Genomic DNA, 24,076 nt, shown 5'->3' on the forward strand with positions numbered 1-24,076 from the left:
AATGGCGATGGCCCTGGCCGCGGCGCTGCCCGCGGCGTGTAGCTTCGATCCCGCCTCGGTGCCGATGCCCGGTGCGACGGTGGGCGGGGACACCTACGAGATCCATATCGAATTCGCCAATGCGCTGAATCTGCCCGCCCAAGCCAAGGTGGTGGCCAACGGCGCCAAGATCGGCAGCCTGCGCGCGGTCACCGTGGTCGATCCGTCGAGCGCCGGGCCGGGGCGGATCGACGCGGTGGTGGCCATCTCGACCTCGGTGCGGCTACCGGCCGACACGACGGCGCAATTGCGGCAGAACACCCTGCTCGGCGATGTGTTCATCGGACTCACCACGCCGCCGGGCGATGCCGGGGCCACCCTCGCGCCGGGCGGGGTGATTCCGCTGGCGCAGACCAAACCGGCCTTGCAGGTGGAGGATCTCCTCGCCGGGCTGTCCACTTTCATCGGAGGCGGTGCGCCACAACGGATTCAATCGATCATCGAGCAGACCAACGCGGTGCTGCCCGCCGAACCGGTCGATACCGCGCGCATCGCCGACCGGCTCGGCACCGATGTCCAGGACGTCGCCGCCAATCTCGATATCGTCGACGGCTTCCTCGACGCGTTCGAGCGCGACCTCGACGCGGTGCTCGACAATCCACGCGAAGTGGCCGCGTTGCTGAGTGAGCAAGGGGCACGCGATATTCCGGCCGATGTGCAGTCGCTGGTGTACACCCTCGGCATTGTCGGATCGCTGGGGACGATCGGGCATTCGGTGGAGCCGTTCGCACCGCTGTTTCGTGCCGGGGACGCGGCGGCCAAGGCGTTCGTACCGCTGCTGTTCGCCGCGAACCCGCTCGATCTGCGCGCGCCGTCGAATCTCAATCGACTGGTCGCGCTGTTGCGCGACAAGATAATTCCGTTCGTCGAACGCGGGCCCAAGGTGAATGTCACGACGGTGACGATCGAGGGCGGGGCCCCCATCGCCGGGGACGAGCGGATCGACGGCATTGTGCGGGCCCTGCGCATGATCGGAGTGGTCCGGTGAAGCCGAATACCCTGCTGTCGCTGGCGAGTATCGCCGTCATTCTCGTCGTGGGCTGTGTGTATCTGACCTTCGGCGTGGTGCGGGTGACCTGGTTCCAGGAGCAGGTGCGCGCCAGCATGATCGTGCCGGAATCCGGTGGGCTGCTGCCACGGTCGAAGATTCTGCTCTCCGGTGTGGAGGTCGGGCAGGTGACCTCGGTGGAGCATGTGGCCGAGGGCGTGGCGGTGGCCTTCCGCATCGACGCGAAGTACCGGATTCCCACCGCGAGCGCGGTGCGCATCGAGGGGCTGTCGGGACTCGGCGAGGCGTATGTGGAGTTCGATCCGCCCTCGGGCGAGGGGCCCTACCTACGGGACGGACAGGTGGTGCACGCCACCGAACTCGCCGCGCCGGTGTCGATTCCGGATATCGCGCGCACCACCACCGAACTGCTGCGGCAGCTGGATCCCCCCGCGCTGGCCTCACTGGTCGACACCTTCAGCGCCGCGGTGGACGGAACCGACGCGGTGATTCCGCAGCTCTCGCGCTCCACCACGCTGCTCGCCTCGACGCTGCTGGCCCGCACCGAGGTCATTCGGCGGCTGCTCATCGCGCTACAGGCCAATGCGACCGATATGGACTGGACGGGTCCGGCCATGCGCCAGGCGGCGGAACCGTGGGCGCAGTTCGGGCCTCGGGTGGTGGAGGTGGCCGCCTCCATCGCGGCGATCATTCGCGCGGGCAATGTGCCGCACTCCTTCCTCGAGGACACCCCGGAGACGATCGGGCTCGCGCCGTTCCTGCGCGAGATCACCGTGCGGCTCGAGCGGATCGGCCCCGAGGTGGCCCCCTTGGCGCCGCTGCTGCAACCCGTCTTCGCGCTGGTGCCGCCGCTGTTGGGCCGTCTGGATCTGGGCAGCCTGATCTCCCAGGCGCTGCACGCCACCACCCCCGACGGCACCTTGCGCTTGCAGATCAACGTCAAATAGTCCGACACCGTGGGAGTTCCGATGAGCATCGACCTCGACAAGAAGCCGGAGTCCGACCCCGAGAAGGCCGCTGCCCCAGCGGGTTCGCGCACGATTTCGATTCCGCTGACCACCCTGCTCTGGTCCGCCGCCGTCGCCGTGCCGACCATTGTCGCCGTGGTCCTCGCGGTACTGCTGGTGGCCGCCCGCGACGATATCGCCCACCGCGACGCCGTCGCCGCCGACCATGCCCGTGCCGAACAGATCGCCACCGATTACGCCGTCGGCGCGTCCACGGTGAACTTCGCCGATTTCACCGGCTGGGTGACCCGGCTCAAGAACAACACCGCGCCCGCGCTGGCCACCAAGTTCGACAGCACCGCACCCGCCCTCCAGGAGATCCTCACACCGCTGAAGTGGACCTCGACCGCGCTGCCCATCACCGCGAGGGTGGTCTCCGAATCCGGGGGCGTGTACAAGGTCAACGTCTTCGTGAACGTGAGCTCCACCAATGCGCAGAATCCGCAGGGCGCGCAGACCACCGTCACCTACAACGTCACCGTGGACCGCGGCGCGGACTGGAAGGTGACCGACGTCGGCGGTATGGAGGGGGCACTTCCCTTGAAGTGACCATGTTCTCAGCCCGCCACGCGGGCGATCGCCGCTGCCGCCTCGCGACCGAGGCGACGGGTCAGCGCGGCGGCGGGCTCCAGATCGGTGATCAGGTCCACCGATTCGCCCGCCCACACCGGCACGTAGTCGAGATCGCCGCGTTCGGCCGCGGCGCGATAGTCGCGCAGCGCGGCGGGGTCGGCGGCCTCCTTACAGGCGTATCTCGGTGTCGTACTCGAACTCTCGGACGTCGGCCCCGACTATCCGCTCCGCCAGCTCCCCCGATGTCCCCGCACCACGGAACGCCTCCGCGTCGGCGCGGGTCGCCCACCGCTCGTACACGTTGACGCGGTCGGGTTCGACCAGGTCGGCTCCGAGGTTGAAGTCCAAGCAGCCGTTGGCCTTTCGCGCCTGTTCGACGACTTCGCGGCAGCTGTCGAGGTAGCGCTCGCGCTCGGTGACCCGCAGATATCCAGCAACGATCAGCACTCTCGCAGCGTACTGCGGAGCGACCCGAGCCCGTGGGGAGCCGGGGAAATACGACGCGGACCCGGCCGGGTACTGCCCGACCGGGTCCGCGAGAAGAACGGGTCAGCCGTAGTGGCAGACGTAGTGCACCGGGGAGAGCACCTCGATCTGGAAGGAGCTGTCGCCGGGAACGTCGAAGGACTGGCCGCCCCGGTAGGTGACCGCCTCGGTCGCGCCCGCGAGGGTGACCTTGCACTCGCCGTCGATCAGCTCCATGACCTCGGGAGCTCCGGTGGTGAATGTCAGCGTGGCGGGCAGGATGACACCGACGGATTTCTTTGTGCCGTCGGGCAATTGCAGGCTGTAGGACACGCATTTGCCGTCGAAGTAGACATTCGCCTGCTTGGTGACGGTGACATTCTCGAACGTGGTCATGAACTCTCCTCGGTTCCTCGGGACAGGCAACACTAACGTGGCGCTGTCTCGAGGTGTGCCGGGAGGTCAGGCGGCCGAGGTCACCCGGTAGACGTCGTAGACGCCCTCCACATTGCGGACCACGTTGAGCAGGTGGCCGAGGTGTTTCGGGTCGCCCATCTCGAAGGTGAACTTGGAGATTGCCACACGGTCGCCGGAGGTCATGACCGAGGCCGAGAGGATATTGACCTTCTCGTCGGCCAGCACCTTGGTGACATCGGAGAGCAGGCGGGTGCGGTCCAGGGCCTCGATCTGGATGGCGACCAGGAAGACCGAGGACGGGGACGGGGCCCACTTCACCTCGATGATGCGTTCCGGTTCGGTGCGCAGCGAGTCGGCATTGGTGCAGTCGGTGCGGTGCACGCTCACCGCGCCGCCGCGCGTCACGAAGCCCATGATCTCGTCGCCGGGCACCGGGGTGCAGCACTTGGCGAGCTTGGCGACCGTGCCGGGCGCGCCCGGAATCTCCACGCCCGCATCGCCACTGCCGCGCTGGCGCGACGGCACCGTGGACGGCGTGGACCGCTCGGCCAGCTCGTTCTCCACATCGCCGACGCCGCCGAGCTGCGCCATGAGCCGCTGCACGACATGGTGCGCGGAGACCTGGTTCTCGCCGACCGCCGCGTACAGGGCGGAGATATCGGTGTAGTGCAGTTCGTGGGCGAGCGCCGACATGGCGTCCGCGCTCATCAACCGCTGCAGCGGCAGTCCGGAGCGGCGGACCTCCTTGCTGATGGCGTCCTTGCCCGCCTCGAGGGCCTCCTCGCGGCGTTCCTTGGCGAACCACTGCCGAATCTTGGCCTTGGCGCGCGGGGAGACCACGAAATTCGACCAGTCCCGCGAGGGTCCGGCATTCTGCGCCTTGGAGGTGAAGATCTCGACGACCTCACCGTTCTCCAGCTGGCGTTCCAAGGCGACCAGGCGGCCGTTGACGCGCGCGCCGATACAGCGGTGGCCGACCTCGGTGTGCACGGCGTACGCGAAATCCACCGGGGTGGACTTCTGCGGCAGCGTGATCACATCGCCCTTGGGGGTGAAGACGAAGATCTCCGGCGATTTCAGGTCGAAGCGCAGCGACTCCAGGAATTCGGCCGGATCGGCGGCCTCGCGCTGCCAGTCGAGCAGCTGCCGCATCCACGCCATATCGTCGACTTCGGTGGAGTCGTTGGAGTGCTTGCCCTTGGTCTCCTTGTACCGCCAGTGCGCGGCGATACCGAACTCGGCGGTGCGGTGCATGTCCTGGGTGCGGATCTGCACCTCCAGGGGCTTGCCGTCGGGGCCGACCACGGTGGTGTGCAGCGACTGGTAGACGCCGTAGCGGGGCTGGGCGATGTAGTCCTTGAAGCGCCCGGCCATGGGCTGCCACAGCGAGTGCACCACGCCGACCGCGGCATAGCAGTCGCGCACCTCGTCGCAGAGGATGCGGATGCCGACCAGGTCGTGGATATCGTCGAAGTCCTTACCCTTGACGATCATCTTCTGATAGATCGACCAGTAGTGCTTGGGGCGGCCCTCGACAATGGCGTTGATGCGGCTCGCGGCGAGAGTGTTGACGATCTCGGCGCGCACCTTCGCCAGATAGGTGTCGCGCGAGGGCGCGCGGTCGGCGACCAGGCGCACGATCTCGTCGTACTTCTTCGGGTGCAGGATCGCGAAGGCGAGGTCCTCGAGCTCCCATTTGACGGTGGCCATACCGAGCCGGTGGGCGAGCGGCGCGATGACCTCGAGGGTTTCGCGGGCCTTCTTCGCCTGCTTCTCCGGCGGCAGGAACCGCATGGTGCGCATATTGTGCAGCCGGTCGGCCACCTTGATCACCAGCACGCGCGGGTCGCGGGCCATGGCGATGATCATCTTGCGAATGGTCTCGGCCTCGGCGGCCGCGCCCAGATTGACCTTGTCCAGCTTGGTGACGCCGTCGACCAGGTGCGCCACCTCCTGACCGAACTCCTCGGTCAGCTCGTCGAGGGAGTAGCCGGTGTCCTCGACGGTGTCGTGCAACAGCGCCGCCACCAGGGTGGTGGTGTCCATGCCCAGCTCGGCGAGGATATTGGCCACCGCCAGGGGATGCGTGATGTACGGATCACCGGATTTTCGGAACTGGTGGGCGTGCTTCTCGTCGGCCACGTCGAAGGCGCGCTGCAACAGTTGCAGGTTCGCCTTGGGATACAGCTCGCGGTGCACGGTGGCGAGGGGCTCCAGCACCGGCTTGACCGCCGCGATACCGCGCTGACCGGTCATGCGCCGCGCGAGCCGGGCCCGCACCCGCCGCGACGCGGAGGTCGGCACGGCCGCCGGGGCGCCACCCTGACGCTGCGGCATGGCATTGGGCGTAGGCGTGGCCGACGAGCCATTGCTCGATTGCCCGGCATTCGCCTTGTCCAAATGCTGAGTCATGCCACACCACCTCTCCCGGTCGCGATCGGAACACCGTATCGGACCATGCAACCACCCGGAACACCAACTTTAATCCGGGTTTCGTACCGGGGTCGGGATGGTGCGTGTCGCCCGGCCGGGCGGCCGCGCCGCTGCATGATTACCACCATTTCTACCCGTTTCGGCGCGGCGTTGCGTCCGGATTGCTCCAGCCGCGACGCCGCACCGGTTTCCGGGATTCGACATTCGCGCCGCCCTCATCGAAAACCCGCTACTCGAACGGGATTTCGGCGAGCCCGTCGGCCGAGAGGTCGACGCGGCGGGTGACGCCGATATCGGTCAGGAAGCGCGGGTCGTGGCTGACCACGACGAGCGCGCCCTGGAAGCTGGCCAGCGCCTCGGTGAGGTGTTTCAGACTGGGCAGATCCAGGTTGTTGGTGGGTTCGTCGAGCAGCAGCAGGCGCGGGGCCGGGTCGGCCAGCAGGAGCATGGCCAGGGCCGCGCGCAGACGTTCGCCGCCCGAGAGCGCGCCCGCCAGCACATCGGCGTCGGAGCCGCGGAACAGGAAGCGGGCCAATTGGGCCCGAATCCGTTCCGGACGCACATGGGGTGCGGCGGCGGAGACGTTGTCGAAGACCGAGGTGCTCTCGTCGAAGATATCGAGGCGTTGCGGCAGCATGCGCCACGGGACCTTCGGCGGTTGCGCGCAGATCCGGTGCAGCAGCGTGGTTTTGCCCGCGCCGTTGCGGCCGGTGAGGGCGATGCGTTCCGGGCCGGTGACTTTCAGCGTCACGATCGGCCCGTTGGCGAGGGTCACCTCCTCCAGGTCGACGACGTCCTGCCCGGGGTAGAGCCGGGTATCGGGCAGGTCGACGCGGATCTCCTTGTCGGAGCGCAGCTGCTCCTGCGCCTGGGTCAGGTGGTCCTTGGCCTCGTCGAGTTTGCCGAGGTGGTTGTTGCGCAGTTTGCCCGCCGACACCTGCGCCTGGCGCTTGCGCTCGGCCATGATGATCTTGGGTTCACGCTTCTGTGCCTCCATTTTCTTGCCGTAGCGCAGCCGCCGATCGAGCTTGATGCGCGCCTCCTCGAGTTCCCGGGCCTGGCGGCGCACATCGCCGCGCGCATCGCGAACCGCGGCGCGCGCGGCCTCCTGCTCGGCCTCGACGATCCGCTCGTAATCGCTGAAATTGCCGCCGAACGAACGGATCTCGCCCTGCCGCAGTTCCGCGATGGAGGTGACCCGCTCCAGCAGTTCACGGTCGTGGCTGACCGTGATCACCGTGCCGGGGAACTGGCCGATCACCTCGTAGAGCCGTTGCCGCGCAACCAGATCCAAGTTGTTGGTGGGCTCATCGAGCAACAGCAGCTCCGGTTCGCGCAGTAGTTCGGCGACCAAGCCGAGCAGCACCGTCTCCCCACCCGAGAGGGTGTCGAGGCGGCGGTCCAACTGTGCGACAGCACCGGCCACGTAGTGCAATCCGAGCCGACCGAGCAACGCCACCGCGCGAGCCTCGACATCCCACCGGGTGCCGACGATATCGAAGTCCGCCTCGGTGCCGGTCCCGGATTCGATGCGGTGCAAGGCTTTTCGCACCCGCGCGATACCGAGCACCTCGTCGACGCGCTGCCCGGTCGCCAATCCGAGGTCCTGGCGCAGATAGCCGACCCGCTCCGGCGTCGTCACCGACCCGCGCACCGGGCGCAGCTCACCGGTGATCAGCCGCAGCAGCGTGGATTTGCCCGCGCCGTTGCCGCCCACCAGACCGACGTGGCCGGGGCCGAGGACGGCATCCAGCCCGTCGACGACGGGGGTGCCCACGGGCCAGGCGAAGGTGAGATCGGAGAAGGAAACGACAAACGTACTGGACATGCACACTCCTCGAGATAGGCGAAAGACGGTGCGGCGCGCGGACGCGGGCCACCCAGGGCGCTATCTCAAGAGATCAACGGCATGACTCCGATCAACGGGAACAAGACTCGTCCAAATTAACGACCGACCCCGGACCCCGCAAGGGGTTATCTCCGTGACGCGCGCCGCACCGGCGCGGCCCACTCACTGCCTGCGCGAACGAACAACGTCCTGGTCGGGCGGTGTTCTCGACATGCCATCGGTCCGGCCGCGAATCGGTCGCGACACGCGGAAAGCCGGTTCTACCAGTCGCTCTCGTGGGCATACCCTGCGGCATGACCGCTTCGTATCGCACCAATGAGGGCACCGCCCGCATCATCGGAGGCGTCGGCACGCTGTTCGCGATCGTCGAGGCCTTCTACATTCTGCTGTTCGTGCTGGAGGCGGATCCGGCGAACAAACTGTTCACCTTCGTCCAGTCCTGGGCCGAGCCGCTGGCGCTGTTCTTCCCGGGCTTGTTCCGCACCGACAGCGTGAAACTCGATGTTTTGCTCAACTATGGTTTGGCGGCCATCTTCTGGCTGGTCGTAACCAGTTTCTGCGCGCGGATGGTGGCCCGGCTCTGACCGTTTCGGGTGTCGCGATCCGGGCATTCCCACCACATGCCTTATACGTACCGCACCCATTACGAGGGCACCGCCGCCCGGGTTATCGGAGGCGTCGGTGCACTGTTCGCACTCATCGAAGCCGTCTACATCCTGCTGCTCGTCTTCGACGCCGATCAGACCAACCGCTTCTTCACGTTCATCAAGTCGCTCGCCGAGCCGCTGGCCCTGTTCTTCCCGGGCCTGTTCCACACCGGCAACGGCGATCTCGACATCATCGTGAACTACGGTCTGGCCGCGATCTTCTGGCTGATCGTCACCGGCATCATCGCCCGGATCGTCGCCTGACGCCGCTGTGCTCTCGCCAGTGGGGTCAGAGCTTCACGATCGACGTCAGCGGGTAGTCGCCCTGACGGTCGCGGCCGCCGAGGAAGCCGAGTTCGAGCACCACGGCGGCGGCGACCACGTGTGCCCCGGCCGAGGTGAACAGCTCCGCCGCGGCGGCCAGCGTGCCGCCGGTGGCGAGCACATCATCGAGCAGCAGCACATTGCGCCCCCGCAGATCGATACCGTCGGCCGGGATTTCCAGTGCGGCCGAACCGTATTCGAGGGTGTACTCCCGCGAGATCACCGGCGGCGGCAGCTTGCCCGCCTTGCGCACCGCCACCACACCGGTACCCAGCACCGCGGCCACACCCGCACCCAACAGGAAGCCGCGCGCGTCCACACCCGCCACCAGATCGGCCTCCGGCGCACATCCCGCCAGACAGTCCAGCACCGCGCGGAAACCCTCGGAATCCGCGAACACCGGGGTCAGATCCGCGAAACGCACACCCGGCGTGGGGAAATCGTCGTGCCATCGGGTCAGCTGCCGCACCGCGTCCTCGGCGCGGGCGGCCCGCTCACCGGCCAATTCGGGTGACTCCACCAATTCGTGCTTGCTCATTCCACCCACTCCTCATCACCTCGCCGCAGCCTCACCGCTTCAAAACCCAGCGGTCCATGTTCCAGCCCGCACCGGCCTTGGTGGGGTTGGCGATTCCGTTCTCCATACCGTCACCGAAGGCAATGGTGCGCGGGGTGACGAACAGCGGAATCGACGGCATCTCGTTCCACAGCAGGTTTTCCTGCTCGGTCAGCAGATTCAGTACTGTTGTCGAATTTTCCTCCGCCGCAAGCTGATCCGCGATGGCATCGTAGCGGGGATTGCTGAACCGGCCGAAATCGAGACCCTGACCGCTGTAGAGCGCCATGGCGGCCTCCACGCCCGGCAGCGAACCGGAGGGGCCGGGCAGCGAGGCGGTGCCGCCCAGCAGGGCGTCCACCCGGCCATCGGCCAGCTGGGCCGGGGTGAAGTCCGGAGCTCCGGCGTCCACCACGCTGATTCCGGCGGGTTTGCAGGCGTCGGCGATGAGCTGCACCGTCCGCGCGCGTCGGTCGTCGGGGGCGAGGTAGCCGATGCGCACGGTCGGATTCGACACCTTGGCCGCGCCGAGCGCCTGCTGCGCCGCCGCCGCGTCGCCGCCCTTGTAGCGGTTGGCGGCACCGGTCACCGACGGGTAGTACAGCGAATCCTGTTGCAGGGTGCGCGAATTCAGCGGGCCGGAGCCGAGGCCGCCCTCGGCGTCGAAGTCCGGGTGGCCGAGCTGATCGTAGAGGGCCTGGCGCGGGGTGCACAGCGCCAGCGCGCGACGCGCCTCCGCCGAGCTGAAGACGCCGCCGGTGGCGAGCACCAGCTGCTCCGCGCCTCGGCTGGGCAGGTTCTGCGTCGAGAAGCCGCCCAGATCGACCTCGCCGAGTGAGCCCGCGCCGATGTCGACGACGCCGACCTCCTTGTCCGATACCTTGGATTTGAGGTCGAAGTTCTTGGGCCACACCACGATCCGAGGAGTCTTGGCGGCATTGCCCCACCACTTCTCGTTCTTCACCAGCACCAGACCGTCGTCGGAGGTGAAGGATTCGATCCGGTAGGGGCCCGAGGAGGGCAGCAGGGTGGCGTCGAGCTTGCCGGGCGTCAGCGTCCACCCGTTGTTCCAGAAGTCGGCGATGCGCTCGGCCGCGCCCGCGTCGTTACCGCCCACGGCCGAGACGACATTGGCGACATCGGCGGCCTGCGCCGCCACATGCGCGGGCATGAGCTCGCCCGCCGCGAACAGTGTCTTCCACGCCTGGTACTTGCGTCCCGGGCGGAAGGTGACGGTGGCGTCCTTGGAGCCCGGCTGGCACTCCACGCGCTCGATATCGGAGTAGCCCGCGGTGCTGGCGGCGTCGAAGAGCGGAATCGGCCCGCCCGGACCGGGTTTGGTGAAGCGCCCGCCGCGGGCGGCCCAGGCGAGATAGAGGTCGTCACACGAGGTCGGCGTGCCGTCGGACCACACACCGTCGGGATTGAGCCGGTACTGGATGGTCTGGGTCTCCCCCGGCACCTCCTTGGCGGTGCCGGTATCGGTGTCGGCCACCTGCTGCCCGTCCGGGCCGGTGTAGAAGAACCCGGTCAGCACGCGCGGAAATACCGCCGCCGCACCGGAACTCGCGCCCAGGGTGCTGCCGCCGTTGTAGCTCGAGATGAGCGCGTCGACGCCGTAGCCGATGGAGGGCACCTGGTTCTTACCGGCGCATCCGGCGAGCGCACCGGCCGCGACCGCACCCGCGGCGACCACCGCGGCGGCGCGCGTGAAACGTCCACGCGCCGTTGCCCTGTGCGGCCGGGCGAGGTCGGACCCCGCCCGCGCGCCACTCGACCGGTCGCTGCCACGCGTGAGCCGTCGCACCTGTGCACTGCCTCCCGAGTTGGTGGCGCGCACCGGGCCCTCGGCCCGGTGCGCTTCCCTGTCCTGCCGCGCCGCTGGATGTTCGCGACGCCCCGACGTACGCATCCCCCGGCGCACTGTCAGTGCCTTCTCTTGTGTCGTTTCCCGCTCGGCCGCGCACCGGGGCGCGGACCCTCCACATCCCGCGATCGCGGGGCCGAGGCTTCCCGTCCGGCGCCCACGCCGACGGGGCGGGCCGCCGAACCGGCGCGGGCCGCGGCGGCGGTGCCGACCCGGGTGGTCGCCGCGCCGGAGCGCTTGGCCAGCACCTTCTTGGTGTGCGCGGCCACCGGACCCCACCGCTCCTTGATCGAGACCAGCAGCGGCACCGCGAAGAAGATCGAGGAGTACGCGCCGACGATCATGCCGACCAGCTGCACCAGGGCGAGGTCCTTCAGGGTGCCGACGCCGAGCATCCAGACCGCGATGACGAGCATGCCGATAATCGGCAGGATGCCGATGACGGTGGTGCTGATCGAGCGCATGAGCGTCTGGTTGGCGGCCAGGTTGGCCTGTTCACCGTAGGTGCGCCGGGTCAGGTGCAGGACGCCGCGGGTGTTCTCCTCGACCTTGTCGAAGACGACCACATTGTCGTAGAGCACGTAACCCAGAATGGTGAGCAGACCGATGACCGCGGCCGGGGTCACCTCGAAACCGACGAGCGAATAGATGCCCGCGGTGACGATGAGGTTGAAGAACAGCGAGCCGATGGCCGCGATGGACATATCGCGTTCGAAACGAATCGCGATGTACAGCATGGTCAATGCGACGAAGACCAGCAGCGCGATCAGGGCCTGCTTGGTGACCTGATCACCCCAGGTCTCGCTGATCTCGGCGATGGAGATGGCCGCTTTGCTCGGATTGCCCGAACTGTCCTTGGGGTGGAAGGCGTCGAACAGCGCGGTCTGCAGCTGATCGGCCTGCGCCACATCGAGGGTGTCCGAGCGCACCTGAATGGTGGCCGAGGCGCCGGAGCCGACCTTCTGGACGGTGACCGGATCGTGGCCGAGGGCCTGGCTGTAGACCTCCTCCACCCGCTCGACGCTGACGCCCTCGGACGGCAGCTGAATGCGCGTGCCACCCGCGAAGTCGATGCCGAGGGTGAATCCGCGCACCGCGATGCTCAGCAGCGAGATGAGTACGAAGGCCGCGGCCAGGCTGTAGTACAGCTTGCGGCGGCCGACGATCTGGAAGCCGCCGGTGCCGGTGTAGAGCCGTTCGAAGAAACCGTGACGCGGCGCGTCGGTCGCTTCGACGTAGTCGATTTCGGAGTCCATACCCGGATTGCTCATTCTCACGCCTCCTTGCCAGCGCTGACGGCAACGGCGGACTTGCGTTCCCGCGCGATCTGCGAGACCACGCCGAAACCATTGACCGACGGTTTGGCCCAGAACGGTGAACGCGAGGCCATCAACAGCATGGGCGCGGTCACCAGGTACAGCACGATCACGTCGAGCACGGTGGTGACACCGAGGGTGAACGCGAAGCCCTTCACCTGACCGGCGGCGAGCATGTACAGCACCACCGAGGCGATCAGCGAGACGGTCTTACCGGAGAGGTTGGTGCGCTGTGCGCGCTGCCAACCGCGCGGCACGGCCGAGCGGAAACTGCGGCCCTCGCGCATCTCGTCCTTTATTCGTTCGAAGAACACGACGAACGAGTCGGCGGTCAGACCGATACCGATGATCAGACCCGCGATACCGGCGAGGTCGAGGGTGAAGTCGATCCAGCGGCCCAGCAGCACGATCACGCCGTACACCGCGACACCCGCCATGAGCAGCGAGAAGCCCGCCAGCACGCCGAGCAGGCGGTACACCAGCACGCAGTACAGCAGCACCGCGATCATGCCGATGGCACCCGCGATGAGACTGGCCTTGAGCGAGTACAGACCCAGTGTGGCGGAGACGGTTTCGGCCTCGGAGGTGGTGAACGACAGCGGCAGCGAACCGTACTTCAGGGTATTGGCCAGTTCGGTCGCGGTCTGCTTGTTGAACGACCCCGAGATCTGGGTGGAACCGCTGAACTGTCCGGCGGCCTGCACGGTCGGCGCGGAGACGACCTCGGAGTCGAGGACGAAGGCCAACTGCTTCTGGTAGTACTCGTTGGTCAGCTGGCCCCAGGTCTCCGAACCACCGGACTTGAACTCGATATTGACCACCCAGCGCGCCTGATCCATGGACGGCGAGGCGTCCTTGATCTCCTGGCCGTCGAGGCGGGCCTTGTCGAGCAGGTACACCGACTGGCCGTCCTGGCTACAGGTGACCAGGGGCAGATTGGGATCGTCGTTGCCCGCCAACGGATCCGGCTTGCCGCAGTCCATGGTGAGCATGGCCAGCTGCTGGGTCTGCGGATCGGTGCTCTGGCGCAGCGCCTTGGCGGCGTCGATCTCCTGCTTGGTCTGTTCGGCCTGGGTGGTGGAACCCGGCTGCGGCGACGGCGTGGGAGTCGGTGTGTCGGTGGGGTTCTGCGCGGGGAAGACCCGGTTCTGCGCGGGCGGGGCCTCGGTGGTCGCGGGGGTCTCGGGGGCCGGGGCCCCCGTGGTCTCCGGTGCGCCCGGGGTCTCGGTGGCCGGGGGCTGGGTGCCGTCCGTGGGCGGAGTCTGCGGTGGCGTCTGCTGGCCGCCCTGCTGCTGCGCGGCGATGGGCTGACCGATCACCGGCCGCACGTAGAGCTTGGCGGTGGTGGCGAGGGTCTTCGCCTGGGAGCCGCTGTCACCCGGGACCGTGATCACCAGATTGTCGCCGTCGATGACGACCTCGGAGCCGCCGACGCCGAGCCCGTTCACGCGCTGCTCGATAATGCTCTGCGCCTTGCGCAGGCTCTCCTGGCTGGGCTTACCGCCGTCGGGGGTGCGCGGGGTCAGCGTGACCCGGGTGCCGCCCTGCAGGTCGATGCCCAGTTTCGGGGTGAGGGCTTTGTCTCCGGTGAAGAAGATCAGCACGTAGATCACGGCCACCAGCGCGGCCCAGACGCCGAGCAAGCGCCATGGATGCGCCGATCCCTGGGAAGGTGGCACGGTTCGTATCTCCTAGGCGGGAATCGAGGATGGGGACAGGTGAACACACCGCGGCCCCACCGCCCACCCGGTGTCCGGGTGCGCCGATGGGGCTCGGTGTTGTCAGTCCTTGGTCAGGCGGGTGGTCTCGTCGGCCTGCTGCGGCTCGGTGATCTCGACGGCTCCGGTCGAGTTCTCCTCGGCGGTGTCCTCGGCGTCCTCGGTGCGGACGTCGCGGATCGCCAGCCGCAGCCACGTGGTGACGACGTCCTCGGCGATCTCCAGATCAACGGTGGTGTCGTCCAGATCGACGACGGTGCCGTAGAGACCCGAGGTGGTGGTGACCCGATCGCCGACCTTCAGGGAGTCCTGCATTTCGGTCACCTTGGCCGCCTCGCGCTTCTGACGGCGCATGCCGAGGAACATCGGGACGAGCAGGGCAACCAACAGCAGCGGAAGCAGAAGGTCCATTCTCGAAGTCAGCCCCTAGTCAATGGTCGGATGGGTACTTTCCCACACAGTCTGCCAGCTGTCCGAGCCAGTGCCACATCGGGTTGGCCCAACTCTCGGGGGACTCTCAGGGGCTGCGCCCCCGAAACCCCGTGGGGAGGGGGTGAAGGTCGGATGTGGCGTGGCGGGAAAACCGGCCCCGAAACCCTCGGGCAGCAGGTGAGGACAGGTCGGAGGCCACCCCGAGGCCCTCGGGGCAGTAGGTGGCATTCGCATGGCCTCTGCCGCGGGCCTCGCCCTGCGGCAGACCTGCGGGGACACGGGCGCGACGCGCGGTCAGTGCCGACCCACTGACCGCGCGACCCTCGCGGGGCTCCAGCCCCGAAGCTCAGGCGCTGGCCTGCTCGTAGGTGTAGTCGTCCAGCGGGAAGGTGACCGCGTGGCGGTGGGTGGTGGGAGTGCTGTTGGGGCGCAGCAGGGCGGCTTCGCCGTGCTGGTTGAAGTAGTAGCTGCGCGCGGTGGAGCACTGGCCGCTGTAGAAGACCGAGTCGCCGAGCTTGTCGGTGACGGTCTCCAGGAATTTGGCGTTGGCGGCCTCGGTGACCTCGAAGACCTGGGCTTTGCGGCGCAGCATCTCACCGAACAGGCGGCCCATGTGCTTCATCTGCGCCTCGATGGTGGTGAAGTACGACAGGCCGCTGTAGGAGTACGGGCTGTTGAGCGAGATGAAGTTGGGGAACTTCGGCACGGAGATGCCCTCGTAGGCCTGGAAGCGGTTGTCGCGCCAGAACTTTCCGAGGTTCACGCCCTCGCGGCCGATGATCTCGATGGCGGGGAAGTTCACGTCCCACAGGTTGAAGCCGGTGGCCAGGACCAGGGTGTCGATCTCGGTCTTGTGGCCGTCGGCGGTGACGATGCCGTCGGGCTCGATGTGGTCGATGGAGTTGGTCTCCAGGCGCACATGCGGCTCGTTGAAGGTCTTGAAGTACAGGTTGGAGAAGGTGGGTCGCTTACAGCCGAAGTCGTAGTCCGGGGTCAGCTTCTTGCGAGTCTCCTTGTCGCGCACGGAGGCTCGCAGATGCGCCTTGGCGAGCACCGCGGCGGCCTTGTTCAGCGGCTTGGCCTGCTTGAAGTGCAGTACGCCGACCACCATGAGGGCCTCGAGCATGGAGGTGTTCACCAACCGCGCGCCCTTCTGCGTCACCGGGAAGCGCTCGAACAGCGTCTGCACCGGGGCCGGAATGGGGGCGTCGATCTTGGGCACCACCCAGATGGGCGTGCGCTGGAAGACCGTGAGCGCCGAAACCTGTTTGGCCAGTTCGGGAATGAGCTGCACCGCGGTCGCGCCGGTGCCGATGATGGCGGCCTTCTTGCCGGTCAGGTCGTAATCGTCCTCCCACGCCGTGGTGTGGATGATCTTGCCCTGGAAGCTGTCGATGCCGGGGAACGGCGGGGTGTAGGGCTGGGACAGGAATCCGGTCGCCGCGAGCAGGTACCGCGCGGTGAGGGATTCGCCGTTCTCGATGGCCACCACCCAGTGCTGATGCTCCTCGTCCCAGCGCGCGCCGCCGACCACGGTGTCGAAGCGCATGCGGCGACGCAGGTCGTACTTGTCGGCCACGTGCTCGGCGTAGCGCTTGAGCTCCGCGCCCGGCGCGAACAGCCGCGACCAGTGCGGGTTCGGCTCGAAGGAGTACGAGTAGGTCACCGAGGCGATATCCACCGCCAGGCCCGGATAGCGGTTCACATGCCAGGTGCCGCCGAGGTCGTTCTCCCGTTCCAGGATCACGAAATCGCTCAGCCCGAGCCGATCCAACTCGATGCCCGCACCCATCCCGCCGAAACCGGCACCGACCACGATGGCGTCGTACTGAGGTGCCACGCCGAACCTCCCTGCACTGTGAAGCTGAATCAGTTATCACGGAATGACATCTCATTCCGTTTGTGAACACCGTATCATCGGGTCCGTGACGAAGCCATCCTCGAGAATCGAGCGCCGCAAGGCCGAACTCCGCCAGGAGATCATCGACACCGCGTTCGCGTGCTTCGCCGAGAAGGGCTATCACGCCACCGGCATCGCCGATATCGCCTCCGAGCTGGGCATCGGGCACGGCACCTTCTACCGGTACTTCACCAACAAGCGCGACATCATCGATCACGTCATCGACGATCTGGCCGCGCGCATCATCGAATCCCTGGGCACCGAGAACGCGCCGGACGCGGCGACCAGCCTGGAGGAGTACCGCCGCCAGACCGAGCGCATCGGCGCGGCGCTGAGCCGCATCTTCCTGGAGGACCGTCGGGTGGCGCAGCTGCTGCTGTTCCAGGCCACGGGTATCGACAGTGAGTTGACCATGCGGCTGTACGGGCTGCTCGACACCGCCGACATGCTCACCGCGGGCTACCTCGAGCACGGCGTGGACATGGGCTATCTGCGCGCCGATCTGGACACCCGCAATACCGCGCGCGCGGTCACCGGCATGATCCTGGCGGCCATTCTGCACGGTATGCGCGAACCCGACGAGTCCGCGATGTCCGGTATGACGCAAGCGATTCGGCGGCTGCTCGTCGACGGCGTGCGCAAGGACTGAACCGCGAGCCCCCGGAGAGCACCTCGGCCACACCGGTGTTCCCGGCGCATTGCACAATGACCCGCGTGACTCCAGAGGAAGTCCGCCGTAAACGCTTCGGCAAAGCCCGCCACCACGGCTACAACCCGGCCGAGGTGGATGCCTTCCGTGAGCGGATCGCCGAGACGCTGCTCGGCCGCGATCACCTCACGGCCGCCGATATCCGCCAAGCCCGTTTCGGCGCACCGCCATTCGGACATCGCGGATACGACCAGGAGCAGGTGGACGATTTTCTCGATCACCTATGTATCGAGTTGGAGTATCTGCGCCGGGGGCGGCGACGTATTCCGGGCGTGAACGAATCCGATCGGCTCACCCACGACGATGTGCTGCGCATCCAGTTCTCCGCGCCGCCGTACGGCATGCCCGGGTACGCGGCGGAGGAGGTGGGCGCGTTCCTGGATCGGCTGGCGGCCACCCTCGCCCACGACGGGCCGATCGGGCTGACCGCCGAGGAGGTGCGGCACACCGCGTTCACCCTGGCGGCGCAGGGGTCGCCCGCGTATCACCGCGACGAGGTGGACGCCTTTCTCGACCTCGTGGCCAAGCAGTTGGACCGGATTCGCTGAATCACGGTGCGGGCGGCGGTAATCCGCCCGCGGCATGGGAGAACAGCTCGCCGAGGACGGCCGCCACATTGGCCGAGCGGTCGAAGTGGTAGCCGAGGTCGGCGGCGTGCCCGGCGAACAGGTGCCAGACCGAGGTGGACAGCATGCGCGCGATGGCCTCCGGATCGGCGAAGGCGGGATCGGTCGGTGCTTCGAGGCATTGCGTGACAACGCCTTCCACCAGGCCGACCACACCGTAGACGAGCGGGTGGAAGGGTTCGACGTCGATGCCGAGTACGGCGGTCCACGACGAAAAGCGTTGCCACAGTGTGTCGGACACGCTGTGGCGGGCGATGGCGAGGCTGGACTCCCCCGCGGCATGGCCGTGCACCGGGCCGCTCTGAGCGAAGCGGTAGAGCGCGGGATGCTCACCGGCCCAGCGCACGACGGTGCGCATCACGTCGAGGATCGTGTCGGCCACGGATTTCGCCGGGTCGAGGACGAGGACGGATTCGAACTGTTCGAGGTAGCGCCGCAGGATGAAGGCGCGCAGTTGGGCGTCGAGGTCCTCGCGATTGTCGAAGTGCCGGTAGATCACCGAGCGGGCGAGCCCGGCGCGATGCGCGATCCGCTGCACCGAAACCTCCTGTCCCGCAGGGCTTTCCTCGATGAGGGCGGCGGCGGATTCGAGGATGAGGGTCTGCCGGGCGGAGTTGTGCTCATGCCAGCGCCGGGTGCCGCCGCGTCGGCGACGGTGTCGCGGATCGTGGGGCAGGTTCACATCGCGCGACTATACGGCCCGGTGCAGCGAGGACGGATCGTCGAGGAACACCGGTCGCATGGGCAGGGGGCCGTCCGGGCCGCCGGTGAACGAGATCTGGCGTCGCACACGCTGTTCGGTGACGGCGTCGAAGCGCAGATACTGGGCGAAGGTGGCCACGACCAGCGCCGCCTCCATGCTGGCGAACCCCGAGGCGACGCACATGCGTTTGCCCGCGCCGAAGGGTAGCGAGGCCCGTTTCTGTTCGCGCTCCAGGTTTTCCGGCAGATAGCGGCTCGGATCGAACTCGTCGGGGCGTTCCCAGACCCGGCCGTGATGGTGTACGCCGTGGATGACGATGGCCACGGTGGTGCCGGGTGCGATCGGGTAGCCGCCGAGCACATCGGCGTCCTTGGCGGTGCGGGCGAGGCCGATGACCGGCGGGAGCAGGCGCATGGTCTCGGCGACGACGGCATGGGTCCAGGGCAGCTCGTCCAGGTCGGCGGCGGTGGCCGGGCGGCCGCCGAGCACGGTGCGGACCTCCTCGTAGAGCCGGTCGCGGGCCTTCGGGTTCTCCGCGAGCAGTTGCCAGACCCAGCTCAAAGCCGTTGCGGTGGTCTCCATTCCGGCCCCGATGAAGGTCATGAGCTCGTCGTGGATCTCCTGATCGGTGTAGCGGTAGCCGGTCTCCGGATCGGAGGCGTCCATGAGCAGGGCGAGGAGATTGTCCGTGCGGTCGATGCGTCCGGCGCGATGGTCGGCGATGAGCCCGTCGACCACGCGTTCGGCATGGCGCAGATCGCGCATGGTGCGCGGTTCGATGATCCAGCCGCCCGCCCGCATGATTCGCATGGGCCAGCGCGAATTCGCGGCATCGCCGTCACGGCCGACGCGGCGGTGCGCCCAGGCGGCGATATTGTGCAGCGGGTGGCTGAGATTGGTCATGAATCCGCGCCCGAAGAACCGCAGCAGCCGCGCCAGCACCACCTCCGACATGGGGCCGGTGATATCGGTGCCGAACATGGTGCGTGAGGTGACATCCAGTGTGAGACGGTTCATTTCGGCCCCGACATCGACAGTGTCGTGCTCGGTCGACAGCGCGCGGATTCGCGTGACGGCATCCTGGGCGGCCGCCACCATCAGCGGTGCGAAGCCATCCACATTGCGTTTGCCGAAGATCGGCTGTACCAGTCGCCGATTGCGTTGCCACTGTTCGTCGTTGAGATCGGTGACCAGTCCGCGTCCGAAGGCCACCGCCAGCATGTCGTACTCGGGGCTCTTCATATAGTTGTTCTGGTTGTGCACCAACACATGTCGCGCCAGCTCCGGACTGCGCACCACCACGAATTTCTTGAACGGCACCCGCGCCACCACGACATCGTCGGGCCCCGGCAGGTTCGCGACATAGTCGAGCACACTGTGATCGCGTACCCGCGGAATGATTCCGATAGCCATGCGCAGCGACTCGCGCCAACCGACCGGCGTGTCATGCCATCGAATGAAGGTCGGCGCCCAGGTGGGCGGATGCAGTGTCGAATCGACACGCTCGGTTGAATCGCCACGCTCGGCCATAGACCTGGCTCCCTAGCCACGTTCTCCCACGAGAACTGAGACACGATGTCTCACTCAGGGTAATGAGACACCGTGACTCGGTCAACGGCCCGTCAGGGACCGAATCACCGGCGCGCGCGACGCCAATTCCACGAGCGCCCGCCGCCGACCGCACCGCTGCGCGCGGTTCCGATCCCGGCGAGATGTAGTGCCAGCAAGAGCAATCCGAGCGTGACGAGCGTGCCCGTGGACACGGCGGTGCCCAGCGACGCGTCCGTGAGATCGAACAGCAACGCCAGACCGAATGACACAGCGGCAGCGATAGCCAACATGTGAACCTCCTTCATCGCAGCCCGGATACCCGCTGACGTGGAGAACAACCGCTGCTGGCGGGGTGTCGGCGCGCGTTCGGAAAATATTTTCGCGCCGGTGTCGATCTACGATCGTTCTCGTTCGACCTATGCGTGAGAGGGCCCGCCCGGGGCCCGGACGAAGCTAGGAGCAGAACCATGAAGTACATGCTGATCATGCGCGGCACCGACGAATCCATGGCGGCGATGGCCGACACGAACTTCGACGACATGCTCGAGACCATGGGCCGCTTCAACGACGAGTTGATCCGGGCCGGGGTGCTGGTCGCCGCCGAGGGCCTCGAGGACGCGGCCGAGGGCGTGGTCGTCGACAATTCCTCGGAGACGCCGGTGGTGACCGACGGCCCGTACGGCGAGACCAAGGAGTTGTTCGGCGGGTTCTACATCCTCAATGTGAGCTCCAAGGAGGAGGCCATCGAGTGGGCCAAGCGGATGCCGATCAAGGGTCCCGGGCTCAAGATCGAAATCCGCCGGGTGCCCACGATCGATGAATTCCCGCAGGACAACAAGTGGATTCAGATCGAGCGGGAGTGGCGCGAGGCCACCGGTCAGCTCTGAGTGATGGCCGATCCCGCCAGTCGCGAGACCGTGGCCGCCGTGTGGCGGATCGAGTCGGCGCGCATTGTCGGCGCGCTGGCCCGCTACACGGGTGATCTCGCGCTGGCCGAGGATGTCGCGCAGGAGGCCCTCGCGGAGGCGCTGGTGACCTGGCCGCGCGACGGCGCACCACGCAATCCGGCGGGGTGGCTGCTCACCGTCGCGCGGCGACGGGCGATCGATATGTTCCGCCGCCGCGCGGCGCTCGACGACAGGTATGCCGCCCTCGGTGCCGCCTTGGCCGAGGGCGGTATCGCCAGCGGCGGCGATCCCGAGAGCCCCGACGGGAAATCCGAAGGCGTGCTGTGGGATCCGGATCGCATCGACGACGATGTGCTGGCGCTGATGTTCACCGCCTGCCACCCGGTGCTGTCGCGGGAGGCGCGCGTCGCGCTCACGCTGCGGGTGGTCGGCGGCCTCACCAGCGACGAGATCGCGAAGGCCTTTCTGGTGCCGACCGCGACCGTGCAGGCGCGCATCACACGGGCGAAGAAAACCCTTGCGGCGGCGCGGGTTCGGTTCGAGACCCCGCCCGCCGAGGAGCGGGCCGCACGGCTCGGCTCGGTGCTCAGCGTGCTCTACGTGATCTTCACCGAGGGCTCCACCGCGAGCTCCGGCAATACCCTCATTCGGTTCGATCTGGCCGGTGAGGCACAGCGCCTCGCCCGCGTCCTGGCGCATCTGATGCCCCGCGAACCCGAGGCGCACGGCCTGCTGGCCCTGCTCGAACTCACCGCGGCGCGCTTCCCGGCCCGCACGGGACCCGACGGCGAACCGATCCTGCTGGAACATCAGGACCGCCGCCGCTGGGATCGCGCCGCCATCCGCCGCGGCCGCGCCGCGCTCGCTCGCGCGGCACAGGTCGGCAGAGGTCTGGGCCCCTATGGCCTGCAAGCGGCCATCGCCGAATGTCATGCTGTCGCACCGACTGTCGAGGACACCGACTGGGAGCGGATAGTCCTGCTCTACGAAGCGCTGGGCCGCCTGGCCCCCTCCCCGATCACCGATCTGAATCGCGCGGTGGCGATCGCCATGGCACGCGGTCCGGCGGCCGCGCTGCCCCTCGTCGACGAGCTCGCCTCCGCCGCGACGCTGTCCGCCTCCCACCTGCTCCCGACGGTGCGCGGCGAACTCCTCACCCGCCTCGGCCGCACCGCCGAGGCTCGCGCCGAACTCGAACGCGCCGCCGAACTCTGCGGCAACGACCGCGAGCGCGCCGTACTGCGCCGCAAACTCGCCGACCTCGACTGATCGGGGTCGAGCGCGCTGCTAGTCGAAAAGGTCCAGGGTGGGCTGGTTTTCGCGGGCGCGGACCTCGATGGAGCCGAAGACCAGATCCGGGGGCGGGACGAGGCCGAGGTGCTCCCACGCCCCGGCGGTGGCCACGCGGCCGCGCGGGGTGCGGGCGACCAGACCGGCGCGGACGAGGAACGGTTCGCAGACCTCCTCGACCGTGGTGGCCTCCTCCCCCACCGCCACGGCGAGGGTCGAGACGCCGACCGGGCCGCCGTTGAAGCTGCGGACCAGGGCTCCCAGCACGGCGCGGTCGAGGCGGTCGAGACCGAGGGCGTCGACGTCGTAGACCGCGAGGGCGGCGTGGGCGATATCGAGGGTGACCAGGCCGTCGGCCTTCACCTCGGCGTAGTCACGGACGCGGCGCAGCAGGCGGTTGGCGATACGGGGCGTGCCTCGGGAGCGGCCCGCGATCTCGGTGGCGGCGTCTTCTTCCATGCGCACGCCCAGAATTCGGGCCGAGCGCAACAGAATCCGTTGCAGCTCTTCGGGTTCGTAGAAGTCCATATGGCCGGTGAAGCCGAAGCGGTCGCGCAGCGGGCCGGTGAGCGATCCGGAGCGGGTGGTCGCGCCGACCAGGGTGAAGGGGGCGATATCGAGCGGAATCGACGTGGCCCCAGGGCCTTTGCCGACCACCACGTCCACCCGGAAGTCCTCCATGGCGAGGTAGAGCATCTCCTCGGCCGGGCGGGCCATGCGGTGGATCTCGTCGATGAACAGCACATCGCCCTCGGTGAGATTGCTGAGCATGGCCGCCAGGTCACCGGCGCGCTCCAGCGCCGGTCCCGAGGTGATGCGCAGCGCCGAGCCGAGTTCGGCGGCGATGATCATGGCCATCGAGGTCTTGCCCAAACCCGGTGGGCCGGAGAGCAAGACGTGGTCGGGCGTCCCGCCGCGCTGTTTGGCGCCGCGCAATACCAGGGCGAGCTGTTCACGCACGCGGGGCTGGCCGATGAAGTCGTCCAGGGATTTCGGCCGCAGGCTGGCCTCGATATCGCCGTCGGTCTGCAAATAGCTTGCGGTGACCGGGGATTCGTCGTTCTCGTCGAAGTCGTCGAACATCGGTGCCCTATCGGTTCTTGCCCAGTACGCTCAGCGCCGCGCGCAGGGTCTGCGAGGTTCCGGCGTCCGGCTCTTCGGCGAGGATGGCGTCCACGGCGGGTTCGGCCTGTTTGGCTCCGAAGCCGAGGCCGATGAGCGCCTCGACCACCTGATCGCGCACCGGCGTGGTCACCGGCACCGGCGATCCGGGCGGACCCGATTGCACCGGAACGAGATTCACCTTGTCGCGCAGCTCCACCACCATGCGCTCGGCCCCGCGCTTGCCGACTCCGGGCACCCGGGTCAGGGCGGCGATATTGGATTCCGCGAGGGCCTTGCGCAGCGCCTCGGGTTCGAGCACCGCCAGCACCGCCATGGCCAGTTTCGGCCCGACCCCGGAGACGGTCTGCAACAGACCGAACAGATCGCGCGCCTCGGTATCGGCGAAGCCGTAGAGCGTCATGGCGTCCTCGCGCACGATCATGGCCGTGTAGAGGCGCGACTCCTCACCGCGGGTGAGCGTGGCCAGGGTGGCGGGGGTGGCATTGAGCCGGTACCCGACACCCGCGGCCTCCAGGACCGCGTGGTCGAGTCCGATCTCGAGTACCTCACCGCGTACCGACGCGATCACCCGGACACCGCCTTCCCTCGCCGACATGCACGAACAACTGTTCG

At 67.7% G+C, this 24,076-nt stretch carries 24 protein-coding genes; 9 read left to right on the forward strand and 15 right to left on the reverse strand.

Going from position 1 to position 24,076, the window contains the following annotated elements; translation table 11 throughout:
* Window position 1 precedes the first annotated feature (1 nt).
* The 3 genes from ACIBH2_RS06240 to ACIBH2_RS06250 are packed head-to-tail and all read left to right on the forward strand — an operon-like array spanning window position 2 to window position 2,604.
* Window positions 2-1,027: an MlaD family protein gene (locus tag ACIBH2_RS06240; RefSeq protein ID WP_397114050.1), complete on the forward strand. Its 1,026-nt coding sequence runs from the start codon at window positions 2-4 to the stop codon at window positions 1,025-1,027.
* The gene (locus tag ACIBH2_RS06245; protein WP_397114052.1) at window positions 1,024-1,995 is read left to right on the forward strand and encodes an MlaD family protein; all 972 of its coding nucleotides are present in this window, start codon (window positions 1,024-1,026) and stop codon (window positions 1,993-1,995) included. Before ACIBH2_RS06240 ends, ACIBH2_RS06245 begins: the two co-directional genes overlap by 4 nt.
* Before the next feature lie 21 nt (window positions 1,996-2,016).
* A complete protein-coding gene (locus ACIBH2_RS06250) occupies window positions 2,017-2,604 on the forward strand; it encodes a hypothetical protein (protein WP_397114054.1) in 588 nt (195 codons plus the stop codon).
* A 192-nt stretch (window positions 2,605-2,796) separates the two neighbouring features.
* Here ACIBH2_RS06250 and ACIBH2_RS06255 read toward each other — a convergent pair whose 3' ends face one another.
* From ACIBH2_RS06255 to ACIBH2_RS06270, 4 genes are all read right to left on the reverse strand, one after another.
* On the reverse strand, window positions 2,797-3,075 hold the full coding sequence (locus ACIBH2_RS06255) for a putative quinol monooxygenase (protein WP_397114056.1): 279 nt from the start codon (window positions 3,073-3,075) through the stop codon (window positions 2,797-2,799).
* Between the two features lie 102 nt (window positions 3,076-3,177).
* Complete coding sequence (locus ACIBH2_RS06260; protein ID WP_397114058.1) at window positions 3,178-3,489, reverse strand: pyrimidine/purine nucleoside phosphorylase; 312 nt, start codon at window positions 3,487-3,489, stop codon at window positions 3,178-3,180.
* A 66-nt stretch (window positions 3,490-3,555) separates the two neighbouring features.
* Window positions 3,556-5,922 (reverse strand): RelA/SpoT family protein, encoded by a 2,367-nt coding sequence (locus ACIBH2_RS06265; RefSeq protein ID WP_397114060.1) that lies wholly within the window; start codon window positions 5,920-5,922, stop codon window positions 3,556-3,558.
* Between the two features lie 250 nt (window positions 5,923-6,172).
* Complete coding sequence (locus ACIBH2_RS06270; RefSeq protein WP_397114062.1) at window positions 6,173-7,771, reverse strand: ATP-binding cassette domain-containing protein; 1,599 nt, start codon at window positions 7,769-7,771, stop codon at window positions 6,173-6,175.
* Between the two features lie 314 nt (window positions 7,772-8,085).
* Between ACIBH2_RS06270 and ACIBH2_RS06275 the strand changes: the two genes are divergently transcribed.
* The gene (locus ACIBH2_RS06275) at window positions 8,086-8,376 is read left to right on the forward strand and encodes a hypothetical protein (RefSeq protein ID WP_397114064.1); all 291 of its coding nucleotides are present in this window, start codon (window positions 8,086-8,088) and stop codon (window positions 8,374-8,376) included.
* Window positions 8,377-8,412: 36 nt separating this feature from the next.
* Window positions 8,413-8,703 carry a hypothetical protein gene (locus ACIBH2_RS06280; protein ID WP_397114066.1) on the forward strand — a complete coding sequence of 97 codons (291 nt, stop codon included), beginning with the start codon at window positions 8,413-8,415 and terminating at the stop codon, window positions 8,701-8,703.
* 25 nt (window positions 8,704-8,728) lie between these two features.
* Here the strand turns inward: ACIBH2_RS06280 and ACIBH2_RS06285 are convergent, their stop codons facing one another.
* The 6 genes from ACIBH2_RS06285 to ACIBH2_RS06310 form a co-directional block, all read right to left on the reverse strand.
* Complete coding sequence (locus ACIBH2_RS06285; protein ID WP_397114068.1) at window positions 8,729-9,301, reverse strand: adenine phosphoribosyltransferase; 573 nt, start codon at window positions 9,299-9,301, stop codon at window positions 8,729-8,731.
* A gap of 31 nt (window positions 9,302-9,332) precedes the next feature.
* On the reverse strand, window positions 9,333-11,015 hold the full coding sequence (locus ACIBH2_RS06290; protein WP_397116840.1) for an ABC transporter substrate-binding protein: 1,683 nt from the start codon (window positions 11,013-11,015) through the stop codon (window positions 9,333-9,335).
* Between the two features lie 230 nt (window positions 11,016-11,245).
* Window positions 11,246-12,457 carry a protein translocase subunit SecF gene (gene secF / locus ACIBH2_RS06295; protein WP_397114070.1) on the reverse strand — a complete coding sequence of 404 codons (1,212 nt, stop codon included), beginning with the start codon at window positions 12,455-12,457 and terminating at the stop codon, window positions 11,246-11,248.
* Between the two features lie 2 nt (window positions 12,458-12,459).
* Window positions 12,460-14,181: a protein translocase subunit SecD gene (gene secD, locus ACIBH2_RS06300; RefSeq protein ID WP_397114072.1), complete on the reverse strand. Its 1,722-nt coding sequence runs from the start codon at window positions 14,179-14,181 to the stop codon at window positions 12,460-12,462.
* A gap of 102 nt (window positions 14,182-14,283) precedes the next feature.
* A complete protein-coding gene (gene yajC, locus ACIBH2_RS06305; RefSeq protein WP_397114074.1) occupies window positions 14,284-14,631 on the reverse strand; it encodes a preprotein translocase subunit YajC in 348 nt (115 codons plus the stop codon).
* Between the two features lie 367 nt (window positions 14,632-14,998).
* Window positions 14,999-16,492, reverse strand: coding sequence for a flavin-containing monooxygenase (locus ACIBH2_RS06310; protein ID WP_397114076.1), 1,494 nt, complete (start codon window positions 16,490-16,492; stop codon window positions 14,999-15,001).
* A gap of 43 nt (window positions 16,493-16,535) precedes the next feature.
* Between ACIBH2_RS06310 and ACIBH2_RS06315 the strand changes: the two genes are divergently transcribed.
* Both ACIBH2_RS06315 and ACIBH2_RS06320 read left to right on the forward strand, forming a co-directional pair.
* Entirely contained in the window at window positions 16,536-17,201 is a 666-nt protein-coding gene (locus ACIBH2_RS06315) for a TetR/AcrR family transcriptional regulator (protein ID WP_397114078.1), read from the forward strand.
* 56 nt (window positions 17,202-17,257) lie between these two features.
* Window positions 17,258-17,809 carry a DivIVA domain-containing protein gene (locus ACIBH2_RS06320; protein ID WP_397114080.1) on the forward strand — a complete coding sequence of 184 codons (552 nt, stop codon included), beginning with the start codon at window positions 17,258-17,260 and terminating at the stop codon, window positions 17,807-17,809.
* 1 nt (window position 17,810) lies between these two features.
* On the opposite strand, the gene ACIBH2_RS06325 is transcribed toward ACIBH2_RS06320, so the two are convergent.
* From ACIBH2_RS06325 to ACIBH2_RS06335, 3 genes are all read right to left on the reverse strand, one after another.
* Window positions 17,811-18,569, reverse strand: coding sequence for a TetR/AcrR family transcriptional regulator (locus tag ACIBH2_RS06325; RefSeq protein ID WP_397114082.1), 759 nt, complete (start codon window positions 18,567-18,569; stop codon window positions 17,811-17,813).
* Between the two features lie 9 nt (window positions 18,570-18,578).
* Window positions 18,579-20,003, reverse strand: a complete 1,425-nt coding sequence (locus tag ACIBH2_RS06330; RefSeq protein WP_397114084.1) for a cytochrome P450 — start codon at window positions 20,001-20,003, stop codon at window positions 18,579-18,581.
* A gap of 221 nt (window positions 20,004-20,224) precedes the next feature.
* Window positions 20,225-20,431 carry a hypothetical protein gene (locus tag ACIBH2_RS06335; protein WP_397114086.1) on the reverse strand — a complete coding sequence of 69 codons (207 nt, stop codon included), beginning with the start codon at window positions 20,429-20,431 and terminating at the stop codon, window positions 20,225-20,227.
* A 177-nt stretch (window positions 20,432-20,608) separates the two neighbouring features.
* Between ACIBH2_RS06335 and ACIBH2_RS06340 the strand changes: the two genes are divergently transcribed.
* Together ACIBH2_RS06340 and ACIBH2_RS06345 are read left to right on the forward strand one after the other, a co-directional pair.
* Window positions 20,609-21,028 carry a YciI family protein gene (locus ACIBH2_RS06340; protein WP_397114088.1) on the forward strand — a complete coding sequence of 140 codons (420 nt, stop codon included), beginning with the start codon at window positions 20,609-20,611 and terminating at the stop codon, window positions 21,026-21,028.
* Window positions 21,029-21,031: 3 nt separating this feature from the next.
* The gene (locus tag ACIBH2_RS06345) at window positions 21,032-22,318 is read left to right on the forward strand and encodes an RNA polymerase sigma factor (protein WP_397114090.1); all 1,287 of its coding nucleotides are present in this window, start codon (window positions 21,032-21,034) and stop codon (window positions 22,316-22,318) included.
* A gap of 18 nt (window positions 22,319-22,336) precedes the next feature.
* Here ACIBH2_RS06345 and ruvB read toward each other — a convergent pair whose 3' ends face one another.
* The gene (gene ruvB, locus ACIBH2_RS06350; RefSeq protein ID WP_397114092.1) at window positions 22,337-23,422 is read right to left on the reverse strand and encodes a Holliday junction branch migration DNA helicase RuvB; all 1,086 of its coding nucleotides are present in this window, start codon (window positions 23,420-23,422) and stop codon (window positions 22,337-22,339) included.
* A 7-nt stretch (window positions 23,423-23,429) separates the two neighbouring features.
* On the reverse strand, window positions 23,430-24,032 hold the full coding sequence (gene ruvA / locus ACIBH2_RS06355) for a Holliday junction branch migration protein RuvA (RefSeq protein WP_397116842.1): 603 nt from the start codon (window positions 24,030-24,032) through the stop codon (window positions 23,430-23,432).
* Window positions 24,033-24,076 lie beyond the last annotated feature (44 nt).

Source organism: Nocardia sp. NPDC050406 (genome assembly GCF_044459025.1).
GTDB lineage: Bacteria > Actinomycetota > Actinomycetes > Mycobacteriales > Mycobacteriaceae > Nocardia.

Bases quoted from the DNA above. Each gene is read 5' to 3' on its own strand.
- ACIBH2_RS06315 (WP_397114078.1), top strand. From the start codon at position 16,536: ATGACATCTCATTCCGTTTGTGAACACCGTATCATCGGGTCCGTGACG.
- ACIBH2_RS06250 (WP_397114054.1), top strand. From the start codon at position 2,017: ATGAGCATCGACCTCGACAAGAAGCCGGAGTCCGACCCCGAGAAGGCC.
- ACIBH2_RS06280 (WP_397114066.1), top strand. From the start codon at position 8,413: ATGCCTTATACGTACCGCACCCATTACGAGGGCACCGCCGCCCGGGTT.
- ruvB (WP_397114092.1), bottom strand. From the start codon at position 23,422: ATGTTCGACGACTTCGACGAGAACGACGAATCCCCGGTCACCGCAAGC.
- ACIBH2_RS06340 (WP_397114088.1), top strand. From the start codon at position 20,609: ATGAAGTACATGCTGATCATGCGCGGCACCGACGAATCCATGGCGGCG.
- ACIBH2_RS06345 (WP_397114090.1), top strand. From the start codon at position 21,032: ATGGCCGATCCCGCCAGTCGCGAGACCGTGGCCGCCGTGTGGCGGATC.
- secF (WP_397114070.1), bottom strand. From the start codon at position 12,457: ATGAGCAATCCGGGTATGGACTCCGAAATCGACTACGTCGAAGCGACC.
- ACIBH2_RS06275 (WP_397114064.1), top strand. From the start codon at position 8,086: ATGACCGCTTCGTATCGCACCAATGAGGGCACCGCCCGCATCATCGGA.
- ACIBH2_RS06330 (WP_397114084.1), bottom strand. From the start codon at position 20,003: ATGGCTATCGGAATCATTCCGCGGGTACGCGATCACAGTGTGCTCGAC.
- ACIBH2_RS06260 (WP_397114058.1), bottom strand. From the start codon at position 3,489: ATGACCACGTTCGAGAATGTCACCGTCACCAAGCAGGCGAATGTCTAC.
- ACIBH2_RS06240 (WP_397114050.1), top strand. From the start codon at position 2: ATGGCGATGGCCCTGGCCGCGGCGCTGCCCGCGGCGTGTAGCTTCGAT.
- ACIBH2_RS06320 (WP_397114080.1), top strand. From the start codon at position 17,258: ATGACCCGCGTGACTCCAGAGGAAGTCCGCCGTAAACGCTTCGGCAAA.
- ACIBH2_RS06270 (WP_397114062.1), bottom strand. From the start codon at position 7,771: ATGTCCAGTACGTTTGTCGTTTCCTTCTCCGATCTCACCTTCGCCTGG.
- ACIBH2_RS06285 (WP_397114068.1), bottom strand. From the start codon at position 9,301: ATGAGCAAGCACGAATTGGTGGAGTCACCCGAATTGGCCGGTGAGCGG.
- yajC (WP_397114074.1), bottom strand. From the start codon at position 14,631: ATGGACCTTCTGCTTCCGCTGCTGTTGGTTGCCCTGCTCGTCCCGATG.
- ACIBH2_RS06265 (WP_397114060.1), bottom strand. From the start codon at position 5,922: ATGACTCAGCATTTGGACAAGGCGAATGCCGGGCAATCGAGCAATGGC.
- ACIBH2_RS06335 (WP_397114086.1), bottom strand. From the start codon at position 20,431: ATGTTGGCTATCGCTGCCGCTGTGTCATTCGGTCTGGCGTTGCTGTTC.